The 19,839-nt window shown below is 36.0% G+C and carries 14 protein-coding genes; 6 read left to right on the forward strand and 8 right to left on the reverse strand.

Translation table 11 applies throughout. The features are described from left to right. Positions 1-57: 57 nt before the first annotated feature. From HQN83_RS04530 to HQN83_RS04540, 3 genes are all read right to left on the reverse strand, one after another. The gene (locus HQN83_RS04530) at positions 58-378 is read right to left on the reverse strand and encodes a hypothetical protein (RefSeq protein WP_173089090.1); all 321 of its coding nucleotides are present in this window, start codon (positions 376-378) and stop codon (positions 58-60) included. A gap of 62 nt (positions 379-440) precedes the next feature. Then, positions 441-1,565 carry an ATP-binding protein gene (locus tag HQN83_RS04535; RefSeq protein ID WP_173089092.1) on the reverse strand — a complete coding sequence of 375 codons (1,125 nt, stop codon included), beginning with the start codon at positions 1,563-1,565 and terminating at the stop codon, positions 441-443. Between the two features lie 82 nt (positions 1,566-1,647). After that, positions 1,648-2,283 (reverse strand): hypothetical protein, encoded by a 636-nt coding sequence (locus HQN83_RS04540; RefSeq protein ID WP_173089094.1) that lies wholly within the window; start codon positions 2,281-2,283, stop codon positions 1,648-1,650. Between the two features lie 155 nt (positions 2,284-2,438). Here HQN83_RS04540 and HQN83_RS04545 point away from each other — a divergent pair, with 155 nt between their 5' ends. Continuing rightward, entirely contained in the window at positions 2,439-3,032 is a 594-nt protein-coding gene (locus HQN83_RS04545; RefSeq protein ID WP_173089096.1) for a DUF4833 domain-containing protein, read from the forward strand. Here the strand turns inward: HQN83_RS04545 and HQN83_RS04550 are convergent. From HQN83_RS04550 to HQN83_RS04570, 5 genes are all read right to left on the reverse strand, one after another. Next, the gene (locus HQN83_RS04550; RefSeq protein ID WP_173089098.1) at positions 3,029-4,255 is read right to left on the reverse strand and encodes a purple acid phosphatase family protein; all 1,227 of its coding nucleotides are present in this window, start codon (positions 4,253-4,255) and stop codon (positions 3,029-3,031) included. The genes HQN83_RS04545 and HQN83_RS04550 overlap by 4 nt on opposite strands. Positions 4,256-4,511: 256 nt before the next feature. Then, on the reverse strand, positions 4,512-5,237 hold the full coding sequence (gene pgl, locus HQN83_RS04555; protein ID WP_173089100.1) for a 6-phosphogluconolactonase: 726 nt from the start codon (positions 5,235-5,237) through the stop codon (positions 4,512-4,514). Next, the gene (gene zwf / locus HQN83_RS04560) at positions 5,237-6,748 is read right to left on the reverse strand and encodes a glucose-6-phosphate dehydrogenase (protein ID WP_173089102.1); all 1,512 of its coding nucleotides are present in this window, start codon (positions 6,746-6,748) and stop codon (positions 5,237-5,239) included. Before zwf ends, pgl begins: the two co-directional genes overlap by 1 nt. A gap of 39 nt (positions 6,749-6,787) precedes the next feature. Beyond that, on the reverse strand, positions 6,788-8,200 hold the full coding sequence (gene gndA, locus HQN83_RS04565; RefSeq protein WP_173089104.1) for an NADP-dependent phosphogluconate dehydrogenase: 1,413 nt from the start codon (positions 8,198-8,200) through the stop codon (positions 6,788-6,790). A 4-nt stretch (positions 8,201-8,204) separates the two neighbouring features. After that, a complete protein-coding gene (locus tag HQN83_RS04570) occupies positions 8,205-8,969 on the reverse strand; it encodes an ROK family protein (protein ID WP_173089107.1) in 765 nt (254 codons plus the stop codon). Positions 8,970-9,795: 826 nt separating this feature from the next. Here HQN83_RS04570 and HQN83_RS04575 point away from each other — a divergent pair. Genes HQN83_RS04575 through HQN83_RS04595 form a run of 5 tightly spaced genes read left to right on the forward strand, consistent with a single transcriptional unit; the run spans position 9,796 to position 19,839 of the window. Beyond that, positions 9,796-12,693 (forward strand): SusC/RagA family TonB-linked outer membrane protein, encoded by a 2,898-nt coding sequence (locus HQN83_RS04575; protein WP_173089108.1) that lies wholly within the window; start codon positions 9,796-9,798, stop codon positions 12,691-12,693. A 52-nt stretch (positions 12,694-12,745) separates the two neighbouring features. After that, entirely contained in the window at positions 12,746-14,287 is a 1,542-nt protein-coding gene (locus HQN83_RS04580) for a RagB/SusD family nutrient uptake outer membrane protein (RefSeq protein ID WP_173089110.1), read from the forward strand. Positions 14,288-14,303: 16 nt separating this feature from the next. Next, entirely contained in the window at positions 14,304-15,500 is a 1,197-nt protein-coding gene (locus HQN83_RS04585; protein WP_173089112.1) for a hypothetical protein, read from the forward strand. A 32-nt stretch (positions 15,501-15,532) separates the two neighbouring features. Beyond that, positions 15,533-16,636, forward strand: coding sequence for a DUF5007 domain-containing protein (locus HQN83_RS04590; protein WP_173089114.1), 1,104 nt, complete (start codon positions 15,533-15,535; stop codon positions 16,634-16,636). A 26-nt stretch (positions 16,637-16,662) separates the two neighbouring features. Next, positions 16,663-19,839, forward strand: coding sequence for a SusC/RagA family TonB-linked outer membrane protein (locus tag HQN83_RS04595; protein ID WP_173089116.1), 3,177 nt, complete (start codon positions 16,663-16,665; stop codon positions 19,837-19,839).

The following is a 19,839-nucleotide window of genomic DNA, read 5'->3' on the forward strand; positions in this document are numbered from 1 at the left end:
AAAAAATACCCATTTATGGGTATTTTTTATTTAAATCTATTTGTCAATTTGGATCTATTATAAAGACGCTAATGTGGCTTTTATGGTTTTATCTAATGCGCGTTGTACCGCATCTTTATATAAAGCAAAATTAGCCAGACGAGCTTCTTCTGAGTCACTTTCTCTGAGTGCTTTTTTGCCATCTTTTACTTCCTGTAACTCATTTTTGTGTAGATCACCAAATGTTTCAGGTTCTTTGTTTTTTAATATCCTCACAGTGTGTGAATATTGCTCATGAATATCAATAAGAATTGCTAAATTCTTTTCATCATAATTGTTTATGCCAACAGTTTTTGTTGACAGCTTTTCAAGCTTTCCTCTTTCTTTTGCGTAACCCATAATTGTTGCAATATACCAGTTCTGTTTCAGAATTATACTATAGCTGAAAACGTGTGTTAAGTTTATAATAAAAACTCATGAAAATTATCTGGAGTAATTATTTTAGTCTCCGTATCCGGATAGGCATCTAAGAATGTTTTAGGGAATTTAGTTTTACTTTTTACATTCCATTTTACTTCATAAGCATTCATTAAGCCGTTGCGCTCTTCAATATAATCAATTTCCTGTTGGGCATGCGTACGCCAGAAATATTGATTACAATTAATTTGCTCATAAGCAAGGAATTTAACACGTTCGCTAACTATGAAATTTTCCCAAAGTGCTCCGATGTCCTGACGTAATACTGCTGGGCTAAATTGGTTAATGACGGCATTTCGAAGCCCATTATCATAAAAATAAAATTTGCGACTCTTTTTTAATTCATTACGTAAATTTCGACTTAATGAACTAAGTCTGAATATGATAAAGGATTTTTCTAATAAGTCTATATATTTTTCTGTAGTTTGGTTATCTAACCCTGTCAACTGCCCTAATTCATTATACGACACTTCACTACCAATTTGAAAAGCAAGCGCTTGTACTAGCTTTTCCATCTTATCTGGTTTTTGGATTCTTTCCCATGTAAGAATATCTTTATATAGATAGCTACTGGAGAGCTGCTTTAAACGCGATTCTTCTTCCCCAGGATTATTAACAATTTCTGGATAATAACCATAGATTAATCTATGGTTTAGTAAACGTTTCTCTTCGAGAAGCCCATGATGGTTAACCATTTCAGAGAATGAAAACGGATATAAATTGTATTCCCATTTACGACCAGTTAATGGTTCATTAATACTATTTGCAAGTTCAAATGCCGATGAACCAGTAGCGATTACTTTTACCTCTTTAATTTGATCAATAATTAGTTTTATACATAGTCCTATGTTTTCTATCCGTTGAGCTTCATCAATAACCAATGTTCGCGCCTTTCCAATTAGAGATCTTAAAAGACTTGATGTTGGGTTAGATAACAATGCACGAATATCTGCGTCATCACCATTCCACCATAATACATCAGTTTTAAAGTTGGATGATAGTTGTTGCAATAAAGTACTTTTGCCAACCTGGCGAGGCCCAAGTAATATGATGGCCTTTTCATCGTTTAAGCGGTGCTTGATTGATTCTGTTATTGCTCTTGAAATCATGAATTTTGCGATTACAATCGCAAATATAATATAAATTTTGCGATTGTAATCGCAAGTTTAATGATTTTTTGTAGCAATTATACTATAGCTGAAAATGTCTATCGAATAGTTGCTCAATTTTTAGAATGGAGATTCGTCCTTTTCTGCCTGGACAAACCTCTTTTTCAAAAAACTGAGGGGCATAATAGTCTAGTTTTTTTATCTCATTTTTTGTGATCAGATACAGGTAAATTTCTCCTCCGTCGTAAATATAACTTCCAGTTCTATTGCCATCTTTATCAATACATGCATGGCCATCAACATAGTCATCGGCTAATTGCCAGGGTTTTTCCTTTCCAAGGTTTTTCCAAAAATTGAGGAGTTTTTTACGGCTAAAATAAACGGGTTGGAAATAAATATTGACATCAATTGGGACTAAATTTACAGCGACATAATTCCTATGTCTAATTTTCAACGCTACTGAAAACGGAAGTTTAATCCTCTTATCCAATCGGGGAAGGGCTTTATATGTATAGGCCGTTATGGTGTCCGATTTTTTGCTTAAAATATAATAAGGTGAAAGCGGAAGCCAATTGGATGAATGCTGAAAAATAATTGTGCTATCGGCATTGGCCTGAAGAAACAATTGTAGCTCGTTTGGCTTCTCTTTTTTTTGTGCAAATACTGCAAAACTGATAGTGCCTAAAAGGAACTTTAATAACAGCGATCTGAGATTCATTAATGTGTAAGTCGAAGTTAAAGAAACGTATTTTTTTGCTATAAACAGAGAACTTTTGGAGCAATTAATTGTAAAAGATAATGTCGGCAATTTGACAATTGAATTTCAAGAGTTTAGAATTCTCTGTATATCTTTGAGCCTTAATATTCTTACCAATGAAAACCGCCAACATACTAACTATTAATAAACTGCTATTATTTAGTTTATTAAGTGCTGTGATATTGAATTTCGCTGCACTATCTGCATACGCTCAAACAAATGATAAAAGTGACCCATCCCCTATAAAGTTTCCAACTCCAAAGGGAATTGAGAATCAGCTTTTTTATTTGCAAAGAGATCCAAATACCAACACTATTATTTGTGAATTAAATGCTAATACAAATGGTGAAGTGGACAGAACGGAACCAATTCTTGTATATTGGATTCGCTACGGCGATAGTGGCGAGAAAAAGGATTTAAACTATATCCAAAGGAAATTCGCTTATGGAATTCAAGCAAAAGAAATAGGTAAAGATCATTTTGAACTTAGGTTTGTATCTCATAAAAAACTACCGATGTATCTGCTTAGATCTGATAAGGATAAAAAGTTTCATGTTTACGTTACCGTTAACAATAAAAAGATTCAGCTCGACAGGATTTTTGTGCGAATAGAAGGTGGTTCATTTTGGCTCCCAAATGTTAAATATGTTGAGCTAAAAGGCATCAACACTGAAAACAACGCTGCGGTTTTAGAACGAATAAAAGTTTAAGAAAGACTGTACTTTCCTACTTCTGATCCATCATCCTTTAGCATAACTAAATCCAGCGTTTTACTATCAGCTTTTATTTTAATAAGGGTACGATTTCCATCTTTCGGTCCGCCACCAATAATAACAGGGTAGGGGTGTTCCGCGGATGGAGGCCAAACGCCGTAAGTATGCGTGTGGCCTGAAATTACCATGTCTATTTTGTGCTTTTTAAACAACGGAGCAAACAATTCCTGGCAATGCATTGGTCCATGCCAATCTCCCGAATGATACAAAGGAATGTGCATCATAACCACTCGGAATTTTGCCTTTTTATAGGCGCTTGATTTCATGATTTCCTCCAGCCATTTTGCTTGCTCTTTGCGGTAACCATCAAAGTCTACAATTCCGGCATATACTGGGTGATCGTCTGGCTTATCTTCGCCGGTATCTAATACAATATTAAAAACAGGCCCCCACTGATAAGCAAAGTAACCCTTGTCGTCTTTAGTAGAAAAATAGTCCTTTAATTCACGCGAAAACTTCCCTCTGGTTTCATGATTACCACGAACAAACATAAATGGTTTTGTGCTGGCAAATACATCTGTAGATGGCTTCAGCATATTGTCAATTATCTGTTGCTCATCCTTTTGGAAATCAAAAATATCACCATTGAAAAATACATAATCGTAGTCCTCGGTGTTTAATTTTAAAAGGTGTGGAATTGAGGCCGGACGATCATGTATATCGTTTAGTACGAGCCAGGATACTGACTCAGGGTTTGCTTTAGGTGTGTTAAAGGAATAGGTTTCACTGGTTATTGTATCTCCGTATTTTAAAGAATAGGGTTGGAAATCTGTAATTTCCTTAGATAAAACTCGATAGCTGTATTTTGTACCTGGTTTTAGGTCTTTTAATTTAACAAAGTTGATTCTGTTGTGAGCATCTACAAGACCGTCGGTTACATGGTGAGCTTTTAAATTTAGATTGGTTCCCTCACCATATTCAACCCAGCTATAACAGAGTTTGTTAGTTATCCACCTTATTGTCATGCCTTCTGCTGATGGTAATTGCAGATAAGGTTTAGTTAGAAAAACATGTCCATCTTCTGGAATTGCAGCAAAGGATTTTAGTACTTCGGCTGAACTGCTACCGGGTAAAAAGGCAGCTAGTGAACCTAACATTCCAACTTTTGAAACATTTCCTAGAAATTGTCTGCGTGGCAGGGCATTGTTTTCTTTTTTCATTACGAATAGGGGGGTGGTTCGTTTGGTGTTTTAATTGCAAGATAGTAAAATTTAGATATTTTGCTAATGCACCTCGCCATCCTGAATTTATTTCAGGACCCCACAAGAGAAAGGAAACCCTGCTAGTGCGATGAAGCCCTGATAGGTGAGGGGTCCTGAAATAAATTCAGGATGGCGAGGTGCATAAAAAAGGCAACACGTTGGTGTTGCCTCAGTATAATTGTTGTTTATTAACGAATTATCTATCTCGTACTTGTTAGTTATCTAACAAGCTTGCTGCTGCATCATCAAGAAACCAGGTAACACTACCATCAACAGGGTTGATTAATTGTGAAGGATACAATTTTGTATTCTTTTTAGGTGCTTCAATAACGTGTTTTACAGCTTGAGCCTTTGACTCCCCAAAAACAAGGAATGCAATGTTTTTCGCCTTGTTAATAAGTGGTGCAGTAAAGCTGATTCTGTAGGTCGAAAGCTTTTCAACAAACACTGAATCTATTTCTACTTCTTTATTGTCAAGAATAGTAGTTCCTGGGAATAATGAAGCGGTATGTGCATCATCACCCATTCCTAAAAGGATAAGATCGAATATGATATCTGCACCGTTAAAATGAGCAGATATAGCTTTATTGTATTCAATCGCAGCCTTTTCAGGAGCCAAAGTAGTATCTACATAAAATATATGATCTGCAGCAATATCTAACGGATCCAGGATTGCTTTTTTAGCCATTAAGCCGTTGTAGCTTTCGTGGGTAGGCAATACATTACGCTCATCGCCAAAGAAGAAATATACTTTAGACCAGTCAATTTTATCGCGATAAGTAGTTGCTAATAACTCGTACAACGCTTTCGGAGAATTACCTCCGGTTAATACAAAATTAAAGCAATCATTTTCAGCGATTGACTTGTTGGCAATAGTTACTATGTAATCTATCAGATCCTCAAATAATTCGCTTTGAGTTTTATAAATTAATAAGTTCATTATTCTTTATTTAGTGGTAAAGCAAACCAGTGGAAACCATCTCTTGCGATTAATGCTTCAGCGTCTTCTGGTCCCCATGAATCTGCTGTGTAATTAGGGAAGCTTAAAGATTTTTTGCTTTCCCATGCGTTGATTACAGGCATTAATAATTCCCAGGCAGCTTCTACCTGGTCAGCGCGCATAAATTGCGTCTGATCGCCTGTCATAACGTCTAGTAAAAGAGTTTCGTAAGCTTCAGGTGTATCTGAACTGTAAGTGCCTTTGTAATCAAATACCATATCAACAGGATTCAATACCATATCTAAACCCGGTCTCTTACCTTGCACTTGCAAACGGATACTCATTTCAGGTTGAATACTTATGATCAATCTGTTTTGTTGCCAGTGCTCAGTTACTCCCGATGGGAAAATATGGTGAGGAACATCTTTAAACTGAATGGTGATTAAAGAAGAAGTTTGGAACAAACGTTTTCCGGTACGTACGTAAAACGGAATTCCCTGCCATCTCCAGTTGTCTACAAAAAACTTAATTGCAGCAAAGGTTTCAGTATTTGAATTAGGATCTACGCCATTTTCATATCTGTATCCCGGTACTTCTTTTCCTTCAACCCAGCCTTTAGTATATTGACCTCTAACTGTGCTGAAACGGATGTCTTCAGGGCTAAACGGACGCATTGCTTTCAATACATCAACTTTTTTATTCCTGATTTCATCAGCATCAAAGTTAATTGGAGTTTCCATACCAATTAAACAAAGTAGTTGAAGCAAGTGATTTTGAATCATATCTCTCAAAGCACCTGCACTTTCGTAATAACCACCCCTGTCGCCAACACCAAGTTGCTCTGTTACAGAGATCTGGATGTGGTCTATATAGGTGCGGTTCCAAAGCGGCTCAAGGAATGAGTTCGCAAAACGGAAAGCCATAATGTTTTGTACGGTTTCTTTACCCAGGTAATGATCTATACGATAGATCTGTTTCTCTGTAAATATGCCGGTAAGTATGGTGTTTAATTCTCTTGCAGTTTCAAGGTCTCTTCCAAAAGGTTTTTCGATTACAATACGACAGTTGTCTTCAGTACCAGCTAACCCATAGTCAGAAAGACATTTAGCGATAAGCGGGAACAGATTTGGAGCTACAGCCAGGTAATAAATAACCTGAGTTTTAGGACCAAATTCTTTTTGAAGTTTCTCTATGCTTTTTTTAAGTAAACCAAAGCTTTCAGGAGTTTCTACATCAACAGAATTATAAATAACATTTTCTGCAAATTTATCCCATTTATCCTGCTTTACCTTTCCAGATCTAGAGAACTTGTTTACGCCATCCATTAAGTTTTCTCTAAACTTTTCATCATTTAGTGGTCTGCGGGCAGTTCCAATGATGGCAAATTTATCTGGCATGTAGCCATCAGAATATAAGTTATAAAGAGCGGGCGCAAGCTTGCGATAATTTAAGTCACCGGTACCTCCAAATATTACTACTATGGTTGGGTTAACGTTGAGGCTAGTTTTCATTAGAATGTTATTATATATGCAGTGTAGGTTATAATATTATTAATTGTTTTCGTTCCAGTTTGCATGGAAGATACCTTCTTCATCAATACGCTCAAAAGTATGTGCGCCAAAGAAGTCTCTCTGTGCCTGGGTAAGATTTAGTGGAGAATTTTCTGTTCTAAGAGAATCGTAATAGGTTAGGGCAGAGGCAAAGCAAGGAATTGCAATACCGTTGCTCAATGCTGTGATAACTACGTTTCTTGTACCAGGTATAATTTCTTTTAACTGGTTTTGGATGCTCTCATCAGAATACAAATGAGGAAGCTCAGGTTGTTTTTTATAAGCTTGATAAATATCTTCAAGTAATACCGCACGGATAATGCATCCACCACGCCAGATTTGAGAGATTTCTTTCAGATTTAGTTCGTATTTGAACTCCGCCGAAGCTTGCTCCAACAAGTGTAAACCTTGAGCATATGAAGTGATCATCGCAAAGTAAAGCGCTTGCTCTAATTGTACTTCAAACGCTGCTGTATCTTCAACTTTAGTTTGTTGATGAGGAAGTGCTTTTGAAAGTGCGACACGAAGGGTTTTGAATTTTGACAAGTCACGGGCACTTACCGATTCATTAATTGTTGGAATTGGCAATTGTAAATCCATCGAAACTTGTGAAGTCCATTTTCCTGTTCCTTTAGATTTTGCCTGGTCTTTGATCACATCAATCAGGTATCCACCGGTTTTTGGATCTTTAACTTTAAATATGTCGCGGGTTACTTCCAATAAGAAAGATTTTAACCTGCCATTGTTCCATTTCTCAAATGTGCTGAATATTTGGCCGTTGTTATAGCCAAGTACATTCTTTAACAGATCATAAGCTTCAGCAAGGATCTGCATCATTGAATATTCAATACCATTGTGTACCATTTTCACAAAGTGACCTGATGCTCCAGGGCCGATGTATGTTACGCAAGGATCGCCATTAACTTTTGCTGAAACAGCTTCAAGGATAGGTTTTACAGCATTATAGGCAGTTTTATCTCCACCAGGCATCATGCTTGGTCCAAAACGTGCACCTTCTTCACCACCAGAGATACCCATTCCAAAGAAATGGATGCCTTTGTCAGAAAGCTCAATTGCTCTTCTGCTAGTATCAGTATAGTGTGAGTTTCCACTGTCGATAATCATATCGCCTTTATCAAGCAAAGGAACAACTTCCTGAATTACGCTGTCAACGATAGCTCCTGCAGGTACTAAAAGCATAATTCTTCTTGGAAGCTCTAAGCTTTGTACAAAATCGGTTAATGATTCAAATCCTTTTAAGTTATGGGCTTTGCCATCTTCTTCAAGCTTTTGAAGCATGCGCGCGTCTTTGTCATAACCTGTAACCTGAAAGCCATTATCGGCCATGTTAAGCAATAAATTTCGGCCCATGGTTCCGAGGCCGATCATTCCTAAAGTATATTTATTCTTCATTATTTTATTTGTCGTTAGGACGAGTTGTGAATACGTGATATTTTTCGGCTACTTCCCAAAGTTTAGCACCTCCTTTGATGCCATCCTTGTTCGTAACCAAATGGATATTATGATCAAGCTCAAAGGTAATGTGCTTGGAATTTCCACCGCCTATATATAAGGTGTCGTAGTTAAATACAGTTTTGTAGATCTGAATGATTCGCTGTAGGCGTTCATTCCAATCTTTCTTTCCAATTTTTTCTAAAGCCTTAGTTCCTATGTAGTCGTCATAGTCTTTGGTTTTTGTAACCGGTAAGTGAGCTAGTTCAAAGTGGGGGAGTAGTTCGCCATCATAAACAAGTGCAGTACCAAAACCGGTACCTACTGTAAATACAATTTCGAAGCCAATGCCACTAACTATTCCAAGAGCCTGTTGGTCGGCATCATTTATTAATCGAACCGGTCTCTTAAATAAATTACTTACTTGCTGAGCAAGGTCAATGTTAGTCCATTTATTTTTAGCGAGGTTAGGTGCTGTTTCTACTTTGCCACATCTCACATAGCCTGGAAAGCCAATAGATATTCTGTCAAAGCTATCATCTAAAGATGCCACAAGTTCTTTAATGGTTTTGATGACCTCTTCAGGAGTTGAATTTTTTGGAGTAGGAAGCTTTTTGAATTCAGAGAGCAGGTCTCCTTTTGAACTTAAGATGCAAGCCTTAATGCTGGTGCCACCAATATCTATTGATAAAATGTTGTTTCCGCTTTCTTTTTTTTGCTTAACTGGCATATCTGTTTTATATAAAAGGCCTGTCTTTTTTAATATACTTCAAAATAACAAATTTTCATCCATTAAAAAGGGAATGTTTGTGCATTTATATTTTAATAATTACTACAACGTGATAATTTTAGGATTATCTCTAAAATTGAAAGACTACCATATATATATAGGTATAGGAAATTATAGGGTGCAGTTATCTGTAAATGACAGTACTAGGTGTATAAATGACACCTAGTTACGATATCGTTGTAGTTTAGGTTTGTTTGCAATAAACGGCCTATTTAGCAATCGAATGCATAAAAGTAATAATGTGTAAAAAAAATGATGTAAAAGATTTGGATTATAAATTATCTTTCGTATTATTGTTATAGATAATCGATTTAGCACCATAAGTCATTATCGGGAACCAAATACTAACCTAATAAGCCAAACTATGAATCAAACTTTTACTAAAAATCTGTGGGGTGAATTCTCGCTTCGAAAACACGATTATTTTCATGGGCATTACATGCCAACTTTAAAAGCTAAGGCCGGACTACGTGTGCAAATTGCCGCAAAAATTCCTAGCTAAAACGTTTTAAAAATATTTTAAATTATTTACTTGTTGTTGTTTAATCTGCTTGAGCGGCAGGTGAGATGGCGTGCTTGTATCTAAAATTTAATCTATTCGTTTCTGTACAGTCAAATTAAAAAAGGTTTTCAATCAGTTAATACTTAATTATCTGTTATGCGCTTTATTGCAAATATAACTTTCCTGGGTTTGTTGTGTTCATCAACATGTTCTTTTGGTAATGCCGCTAGGTCTGCCTGTAATTCGGATGTTTCTTCTTTTAAGATGAGTTTCCAAAAACAGACTGATTCTACCGAAGAGGATTCTGCCAAATTTAAAGTAGATACTACACGCTTCCAGCCTAAGTCCAAGAGGACCGTTTTTTCGCGGTTGGAATCTAAAAGTGATAATGTCGATCCTAAAAAGCTCGCTATTTTCCCTGCATTTACATTGCAGCAGTATTTAAAAGGTGAAGCTGCTGGTCTTTATGTTCAAGAACCGTCTGGCGAGCCAGGTACGGTTCAGAATATGTTTATTCGCGGAACATCGCAACCGCTTGTATCTCCACGCGAACAATTTGCGACTCAACCGCTGGTAGTTCTTGACGGAATACCTTTAGTTGGAGAGCATCCTTTTGCTTACGACATCCAACAATTTAAATTTGATAGAATAGGGCCTGCAACCAACAGTCTTTCTAATATCAATATGGATAATATTGAATCTGTAAAAATATTAAAGGATCTTGGTTCTACTTCTATTTATGGTCCTAGAGGGGCTAACGGTGTTATAGTGTTAACATCTAAGAAAACTGCTACCGTAAGAAAAATAAACTTTGAGTCATATATAGGTTTAGCAACACCTAGCCCGGTAACAACTATAAACGGTAAATTCGAGAATAGTTTTAGAAGACAATTCTATGATAAGTATACCGCTAATGGAAGTTATTCTGATATTGACACATACCCACTTTATTTAAGTGATTCATTAAACAACGATTTTTACGGCCCTGCTAACTGGAACGACTTGTATTACAAAAATGCCTTGTCTTATTCAGTAAATGCCGGAATATCAGGTGGTAGCGAAAGAGCTAACTTCCGTTTTGGTGTTGGGACCACTACAAGTGGGGGAGTAGGCGATAAAACTGGTGCTGATCGTTATACCAGTCGCTTTCAAATTAATATGAGACCAACCGATTGGATGGCCTTTACTGCTATTATTAATGCAAATCGCGTTGATCGTCAGCGAAATAAGAATGTTAGAGATCGCTTGTCTCAGGTGAACTACATACCGGATTTAAGTTCTCCAATAGCACCTAATAGCTTGAAATACGGACAATATCTAAATGAATTTGATAAAGGATTCGATAATAACAGATCTAATATTGTTGAGGCATTAGTGAGGGTTGGTATAGATCTGGGTGCATTTAAATTCAATTCAACATTTGGTGTTGACAATAATGAAGGCTATAGAGATATTTTCTATCCTAGAACTTTGTTACAAACTACCAATTATGCTTCAAACTACTATGGTTATAGCAGAAGGGCATTTTTAGACAACACTGCTGTTTACGATCTGAAGTTAAATGATGTACATTCATTTAATTTTGCAGTTGGTTCTTCTTTTCAATATGATACTTATAAGTATAACTATGCTTATGCTTATAAAGGAGCGAATGATTTTGTAAAACTGAATTTATTAGTTACTGATCCAAATGCAGGAAATTATTTAGAGCCTTTTGTATTTAAAAGAGAACTTGTTTGGAAATTTTTGGATAAAACCAGAAACAACATGATCTCATTTACAGGAAAAGCAAGCTACAACTATAAAGAGGTGTATACTTTTTCTGCCATGTTACGTGCTGATGCATCATCAAATCAGCAACCAACTAATCGTTGGTTCTATTCGCCTATATTCTCAGCAAACTGGGATATGAAAAAGGATTTTCTTGATAAGAATGATGTTATTTCTGACTTAAACTTACGTGCTAGCGTTGGACGAATGGGTAGAGCAGAACAATTTGATAATTTCGCTCAGGGTCCTCAATATACTGCCTTCATAGGTTTTACAGGTAACTTAATTGCTCCTGGTTATAATGGTTTTGCCACTTTAACTAGACCTTATAATTCTGGTGCTATTCCTTACGGTTTAGAATGGGCATATCAAGATCAGTTAAATGTTGGTATTGACGCTGCATTTCTAAAAAATAGAATCAGGGCTTCGGTTGATGTGTATTCGAAAGAAGATAAAAATCAATTGTTAGCAGTACCAGGCGCCGCAGAATACGGATACAACACTGTTGTTAGAAATGGAATGTCTATCGCAAACTCGGGTATTGATGTTGCAATTAGTGCTGATATCTTGCCTTCAACAAATAAAGTTTCATGGACCTCTTCAATTAATCTGAACTTCAATAAAAATAAATTAAAAGCATTGCCTGGAGGTTTATCTGAATTAATTATTGGTGATAGACTTTTAAAAGTTGGTGAGTCTGTAGATAGTTACTGGTTATTGACAAATCAGGGTATCTATAATACGGATGCGGATGTTCCTGTAGGTGCAAATGGCGAAAAAATGAGCTTCAATGCAGTTACATTAAAAGGAGGAGATCCTAAGTGGAAAGATCTTAATGGTGACAATATTATCAGTAATAAAGACAAAACTTTACAAGGGCACGCCCTTCCGGTTGTTGCTGGTGGATTTAATAATGATTTCGGTTATAAAAACTGGACTTTAAGCCTAAACATGTATTTCAATTTGGGCAGAGATTTAATAAATCAGGAAATGGCTAACCGTTTTGATTTTGTTAATCGCGAAGGTTTGAATAACATCAACTCTGTTAGAGAGGTTACTTACTGGGAAAAAAGAGGAGATTACTCCAAATATCCTTTGTATAACCCATGGAGCTCAGCAGCACCTTATCAGGTAAATCAGGATTTATTCCTTGAGGATGCTTCGTTCTTAAAGTTAAGAACATTATCGTTAGGTTATGATTTAACTAAGATGATGAAAAAGAAGATGCCAAGACTAGAGAGATTTTATGTTTATGGTAGTGTGCATAATGTTTTCACCCTTACCAAATATACAGGACAAGATCCTGAGCTTGTAAACTATACAGGTTACGATACAGGATACGGAATGCAAATTCCTAGAACTTATATGTTGGGTGTAAAAATGGATTTTTAATTCAATATCACACATAGACAAATAATATTAAATACCATTTAAAATAGACGAAATGAAAAAAATAGTTTTGCTGAGTCTTATCTTTTTTACCCTGATAACAGGTGGCTGTAAAAAAGCATTAGATATAAACTCAACCCGTGTGGTAAATGAAGGGAACTCCTGGAATAATCTGGAAGATTCAAGGGCTAAATTACTTGGAGTATACGGGTTAACCAGAGCAGCTTTAGCAGATAACAACGGACATTGGATATATGGTGATGTACGTATGGGTAACTTTGATAGCCCTATTCGCCAGGATCTGAAAGCGATTATAAAAAACGACCTGAAAGCGTTTTATCCTGTTGTTGAAGAGCTATCAAACTGGAGAAGATTTTATGCAATAATAAATGCAGCAAATATTTTCCTGGAGCGTATTCATGAGGTTAAAGAAAAAGATGGAAGGTATACAGATAACAATATGACTGTTGACGTGGCGCAAGTAAGATTTTTGCGTGCATTTGCTTATTTCTATATGATTAGAATTTGGGGTGATGTGCCTTTTATTACTTCATCACGTGATGGTAGTTTTGAAAACGTAAAAAGAGCTGATCACAATGCAATTTTAGAATTTGTTCAAGCGGAAATGCTTGCAGCTGCTGAAGTTTTGCCATACAGATATAGTGTGAATGATATTCAGCAACCAGGTCAGTATTACAATGAAGGAGAGGGAAGATGGAATGGAACATTGGTGAGAAAATTAAGTGCTTATGCTGTTTTGGCTCAGGTAGCTGCGTGGCAAGGAAAATATGCGGATGTAACTGTATATACTAAGAACGTACTTGATAATTACGGAAGAGCTGGTATGTCTTATTCGAACACTGATTATCTTGCTGATCGTCGTGGAATTTTTTACGATAAAAATAATAACCAACTTCTTGCTTTTGGTTTTATCTTCGGACATCAGGATGCTACATTTGTTGGTAATATTGAATCATTAACTCTTGCTGAGCCAATCGTAAACAAAAATCTACCGGATATTTTTGTTCCAAAGGATTCTATTCTATCGATATTTAAAGAGACTAATGATGGAAGGTTTAACATCGATAGTACCGGTGTTACGCACTCTCAACTTTACTTTACCAATTTCCTTGGTAAGTATCCAATCTTTAGTAAGATAAAATGTATGCAGGATGGATCTAAAGATCCTACTTTCAGAATTTTCTCAAGTGCAGTACTTTTTACAAGATTAGAAGATGTTACCTTATTAAGAGCTGAGGCACTTGCTGTATTGGGTGAAAAACAAGGAGCTATCGATGCCCTAAATATTGTTCGTCAATTTAGGTACAATGTTGACAATGCCGGCTCACGAGTAGACACTTATATTCCTTATTCTTCTGAAAGAAGTGGAAGTCTAATCAATGCTATTTTCAATGAGCGTAATAAGGAGTTTATGGGTGAAGGTTACAGATGGTTTGATTTAGTAAGATATCATAAAATTGTACAGAAGGATACTAAGTTTATGCAGTTGATTAACTCTGGCGGTATTTATTGGCCGATAGCTCAGTCTCTAATTGATCAGAACCCTGAGTTAGTACAAAATTCTTATTGGAAATAACTAAGCATTAATAGATATGAAAAAATCAAGTTTATATAGTAGATATTTAGTAGCATTCTTGTTTAGTGCCATCATATTTCAAATGGGCTGTAAGAAAGAAAAGGGCTATTATCAAACCCCAAATATTAATTCGGGTACCAATTTAGACATCTATGATTACCTTAAAAGTAAACCGGGTGTTTATGATTCATTGCTACTGGTTATTGATAAGTTAAAAATGGAAGGAACGCTCAGAGATAGTGCTATCACTATATTTGCAGTGTCTAATTCAAGTTTCCAGATTGCAATTAAAAACTTAAACGATGCCAGGAGAGCAAATAATAAGAAAGCAATATATTTAACGGAATTAGCATCGGGTAAGTCACCTAACATTGATCAGGAGAAGGCTAAAAATGATAGTATTCACCTGGATACTTTGGTTTCCAGATATATCATAAAGGGACTTTTTAAATCAACAGATTTTTCTGTGGGTGATGGACGTGATCTTGCCAGTATCCGTGGAAGTTATCCTATGCATGGTAAACGCCAGTATGCTGATGCTCAGGGGATGCAAAATGGAGGACCAGAGGTAATCGAGTTTGCAAATACTAAAAGAAGTGTATTTACTCCTAATTGGGCATTTGCATATACTAGTTCAGTTAATATTCAGGCAAAAAATGGGATAATTCATTTAGTTCAACCGGACCATGTATTTGGATTCGATGAATTTGTAAGACGACTTACATTTATACCACCACCAAAAAGTGTGTTTGATTTGGTTCTGGATAAATTCTATGTTACGTTTAACAATCCTGATTATAAGGATGGAACAGCTGATCCAGGTGAGAACTTTACTAAGTTATTTGATAATAATGTGTTGACTAAGTTTATTTGCCACTTTAATGTGCAAAATGTTAAGCCGGTAACATGGACTTGGGAAGCTCATGAACCGATTGTATCGAATGTTTATACATTGACTACAGCAAACGATTCACAACAATATCCTCGTAACCCTACTTCTTGGAAGGTTGAAGGTTCTCAAGACCGCCTTACCTGGACTATACTGGATACCAGACAGGATATGAAATTTGAGTCAAACTTTCAGAATAAAATCTATGATTTTAATAATGTAGTTGCTTATAAATATTATCGTATTGTATTTCTGTCCAACGCAGGGGATGATTTATTCCAGATGTCTGAGTGGACAATGAACTTCAGAAAAGTTTACCAATAAAAATGAGAGACATGTTTAAATTGACAAATGTTATGCACAACATATTAAGATATAAAGTAGTTCTGTTTTTGACTTTAATGATTGCTTTTTCAGGATGTCGCAAGATATTTGATCTGCCGAATGAAAAAGATTATTTAAGCACAAAAATGACATACAACAGATTTGAATTTCCCATAACCTTGGGTAGGGTAAATTTATATCAGGGCGTTTTTAATGCTGATAATTCATCATTTCCTATGACCTTAGAAATCATAAATCCAAGATTTGGAGATGGCAGGTCAGCTGCAGATATGCTTGCTAAAAGGCCGGTATTGGTATGGACCGGTGAATATACCGGTAACGAAAAAAGTTTAGCTGAAATTGAAGCAAAAAGAAAAATAGAGGAGCGCCCGATGCTTGAAGTAAGACCCTCAGGTGATATCGTTGTTTGGGAATCAGCTACAAGTGATGTAATTCAGCCAAGAGATTCAATTTTATACCCTCAGGATATCAGGTACTTTGATGTAAAAGTTAAGAATTCAGGAGGCACCAGAATTATGAAAAATCTGTGGCTGAATCCTTTTAGAGAAATTCCTTATTTCCCAGCAGATGATATCAATCCATACAGTGGCAAGCCTAATACTACCACACCAGATGGAACTAATTTGAAACATAATTATCCTGGTATTTATGGAATGATAGGTGAGGGGACTAATGATGAATTAACAGCAACCCAAGGTGGATTAAAGGGATTGGTATATACTTATATCAGAAAAGTACCTGGAGGTACCGGAAATTCATTAAGATTCAAATTTTTAAATAAAGATTCGGTTGCAATTGATCCGGCTAAATTTAATCAAACGAAATGGGATCAGTTGGTTCACGGCTTTAACATGGAAAAAACCAGCGAGTACGTAAAGTATGATGTAGCTTATCCTATTCCCGTTGCCAGAATCCCAACTCGTTTTACTACGGGTGGTGTTAACAATTTAGGGGGTGGCAACATTGCACACGTTGAATTTGTTTATTCACGTAACGGATTCGCAGGGCGTAGAGAGCAGGGTGTGATAGTTCAGGATTTCGCTATATATGAAAAAGGCGATTGGGAGATTGTGTTTCACTTTAAAACAGTGAATCCGAAATTTGAAGATGAATAGAAATGTTAATGATAAAAATTAATACAATGAGAAAACAAATAATTTTGCTATCGATTTTTTTCAGCTGCATTTTTCTATGCAAGGATTTGGTGGCGCAAACAAAAAAGGTAACGGTTAGCGGAACTGTAACTGATGCAGGAACCAAGGAAACTATGGTTGGTGTTAGTGTTGCAACAGGAAAACCTTTAAAAGTACTTACACAAACAGATTCTAAGGGACATTACTCTGTATCGGTAGATGATGGAGCATCCCTGGTATTTTCATATATCAGCTATGGTACTAAAACAGTTAAATTAAACCCCGGACAAACATCATTGAATGTGTCCATTAAGGAGGATAATAAAACTATGGAAGAGGTCGTTATTCGCGGTTATCAAAAGAGAACCAGAGAGGTAACTACAGGATCTTCATTTATAGTTACAGGTAAAGAAGTACAGGATGTTCCGGTTTCAAACGTTGAGCAATTGCTTCAAGGTAAGGTGGCAGGTTTAAATATCCAGTTAAATACGGGTGCTCCGGGTTTACGTGGTACAGTAAATATTCGTGGTTTATCAACCATCAGTACAACCGGTTCAGGTAATGAGACTTTCCTACAGCCAACTTCACCTTTGTATGTTATTGATGGTGTTCCTATGGATGCCGATAAAGCTTCTGAGTTTGGATTCCAGCAGCAAGGTCCTGGTGTAAGTCCTATATCTCTAATTCCGCAGGAAGATATTGCGAGTATTGAGGTTTTAAAGGATGCAACCGCTACAGCGCTATACGGTTCAAGAGGTGCATATGGTGTAATTTTAATTCAAACAGTACGTGGAAATTCTGAAGTTCCTCGTATCCGTTACACTGGTAACTTCTATATGAATGCAATTCCTAAGCTACGTGATATTTTAGGCGGTACTTATGAACGTGATATAAAATTACGTCAAATTAACAACTATGGTAGGTTTAATGATATTAAGAACATCTCTAATACACCATTTTTAGCAGATAGTTTGAATCCTTATTACAACAACTCAACCGACTGGCAAGGTGTTTTTTATCAGAATACTTATAACCAAACACATAACGTGCAATTGGATGGTGGTGATAGTAAGTTCAGCTATAAAACCAATTTGAGTTATTTCTCAGATAAAGGTATCATTAAGAATACCGGTTTCGATAGGTATAGTTTGAACATGAATATGGACTACAAACCGACATCTAGAATTACATTTTTTGGATCGGTTAGGGGAAATGTTGGTAAAATTAAAAAAGCAAATGGAGTAGGATTATTGCAAACCGGTGTTGCTGATAATGGTAAAAAATCATCATTATTACCTGGTCCGTCGTTCTTTCAGGCTACAAGTGGTGTCTTATCAGCATTGAAGACAAATACTGATGCAGGACCTAAGAACCTGAATACTTATATTGAGGGGCGTTATGAATTGATTCCGGGTCTAAATATTACATCAGCCGCCAGTTATGATTATAATAGCGATACAGAGGATACCTTTACACCTGCTGCTGCAAACAATCAGTTCGCTAAAATTTTCTCTTTCTACGGTTATACTTCGCAATTATATAATAGGAACAACATTTCATATGTTAAATCTTTTGAAGAAAAGCATAACCTATTTTTTAACTTCTTTAGTGAGATGTATGTTAAAAAGGGCCAATCTAGTATTACAAGATTAGAAAGATCTCCAAACGACCAATTCCAGGGACCATTGGGTTACGATGGTTATTATTCAAGAGGTGGTGGTATTTTAACTACTTTCTACGATCAGAATCAGATTTCATTTGCGGCTGCTTTCACTTATGATTATAAAAAGAAATATATTTTAGATATTACTTATCGTATTGATGGTACTTCAAATAATGGAAATAAGGATCCATATTCAAAAAACCCTTCAGTTGGTTTGAAATGGAACTTCAATAAAGAAAATTGGCTTAAAGATATTAAATGGTTAAATTATGGTGATATCAGGTTAACAGGTGGTAAAAATATTTATCCGGTTGGTAATTTGGTTGATATCTATGGAGCTTACACTCCGAGAGGATTCTATAACAATAATCCACGTATTGGTATTGATTATGGAAGAGTACCTAATCCATTGCTTAAACCAAAAAATGTAACTCAATTTAACTTAGGTTTTGACTTAGGCCTTTTTGATGGTAAATTGGATGTTATTTTTGATACTTATTATAAAAAGGTTAGCAACGAGTTGTTCCCTAGTTTCTTGTCTAACACCCTTGCTTTTAATAATTTTACAAGTAATGATGCAGGACTTTCAAACTATGGATATGAGTTAACTTTAAGTAGCAGACCATTGTCTAAGAACAGTAAATTTACCTGGGCAGTGAATGTGAATGGAGCGATAAATAATGACGTCTTAACACAGCTTCCAATTGAATATAATGGTCAAGTTATTGCTTTTGATTATTCTTCAGGTTATGAGCAACATATCGCCAAAAGAGTAGGTAGAAACTCATTAGCTAACTACTTGTTTGTTAATCAAGGTGTATATGATTCAACTAGTGATGTGCCTATTGATCCGGTTACAGGTTTAAGGTATAGAAATGCTAATTCATCAAACGTTTTAAATTCGTTCCAGGGTGGTGATACTCGTTTCTTAGATTCCAATGGAGACTATATTTTGGATGGTAGAGATTTGCAGGTTGTAGGTAATACACAACCAGTATTAACAGGAGGTTTATCTAATACGTTAACGTATAATTTTGTATCTGGGTCTGCTGTTTCACTTAATATCTATGCTACCTATACAGCAAAACGCTCTATTTTAAATAATGCATTAGCCGACAGATTAAGATTGTTAAAAAATCCGTTTGGTCAAGATGCGGTTATTCCTGTTGATGATTTAAATATGTGGACTGGACCTGGTTCTACTAATGCCAGATTTGCTAATGCTTTTGACTACGCACATGAGCAGTATGTTAATAACTATAGATACGCACAAACACTTTGGATGGAGTCGGGAAGTTATTTTAAAATTAATCAGATAACTCTTTCTTATTCTTTTGCTAAGAAAATGGCCAAACGAATTGGATTAAACAGTCTCCGTACTTTCCTTTCGGCTAGTAATATCATTACATTTTCTCCATATACAGGGCCAAATCCTGAGGGAGTTACTGCAATTGGTAGAGATGGTTCTGGTGGCTACCCGGTACCTAGAGTATATAACCTTGGTTTTAACGTAGGATTTTAA

It is taken from the genome of Pedobacter foliorum (assembly GCF_013266735.1).
Classification (GTDB): Bacteria; Bacteroidota; Bacteroidia; order Sphingobacteriales; family Sphingobacteriaceae; genus Pedobacter; species Pedobacter foliorum.

Bases quoted from the DNA above. Each gene is read 5' to 3' on its own strand.
- HQN83_RS04530 (WP_173089090.1), bottom strand. From the start codon at position 378: ATGGGTTACGCAAAAGAAAGAGGAAAGCTTGAAAAGCTGTCAACAAAA.
- HQN83_RS04535 (WP_173089092.1), bottom strand. From the start codon at position 1,565: ATGATTTCAAGAGCAATAACAGAATCAATCAAGCACCGCTTAAACGAT.
- HQN83_RS04540 (WP_173089094.1), bottom strand. From the start codon at position 2,283: ATGAATCTCAGATCGCTGTTATTAAAGTTCCTTTTAGGCACTATCAGT.
- HQN83_RS04545 (WP_173089096.1), top strand. From the start codon at position 2,439: ATGAAAACCGCCAACATACTAACTATTAATAAACTGCTATTATTTAGT.
- HQN83_RS04550 (WP_173089098.1), bottom strand. From the start codon at position 4,255: ATGAAAAAAGAAAACAATGCCCTGCCACGCAGACAATTTCTAGGAAAT.
- pgl (WP_173089100.1), bottom strand. From the start codon at position 5,237: ATGAACTTATTAATTTATAAAACTCAAAGCGAATTATTTGAGGATCTG.
- zwf (WP_173089102.1), bottom strand. From the start codon at position 6,748: ATGAAAACTAGCCTCAACGTTAACCCAACCATAGTAGTAATATTTGGA.
- gndA (WP_173089104.1), bottom strand. From the start codon at position 8,200: ATGAAGAATAAATATACTTTAGGAATGATCGGCCTCGGAACCATGGGC.
- HQN83_RS04570 (WP_173089107.1), bottom strand. From the start codon at position 8,969: ATGCCAGTTAAGCAAAAAAAAGAAAGCGGAAACAACATTTTATCAATA.
- HQN83_RS04575 (WP_173089108.1), top strand. From the start codon at position 9,796: ATGAGTTTCCAAAAACAGACTGATTCTACCGAAGAGGATTCTGCCAAA.
- HQN83_RS04580 (WP_173089110.1), top strand. From the start codon at position 12,746: ATGAAAAAAATAGTTTTGCTGAGTCTTATCTTTTTTACCCTGATAACA.
- HQN83_RS04585 (WP_173089112.1), top strand. From the start codon at position 14,304: ATGAAAAAATCAAGTTTATATAGTAGATATTTAGTAGCATTCTTGTTT.
- HQN83_RS04590 (WP_173089114.1), top strand. From the start codon at position 15,533: ATGCACAACATATTAAGATATAAAGTAGTTCTGTTTTTGACTTTAATG.
- HQN83_RS04595 (WP_173089116.1), top strand. From the start codon at position 16,663: ATGAGAAAACAAATAATTTTGCTATCGATTTTTTTCAGCTGCATTTTT.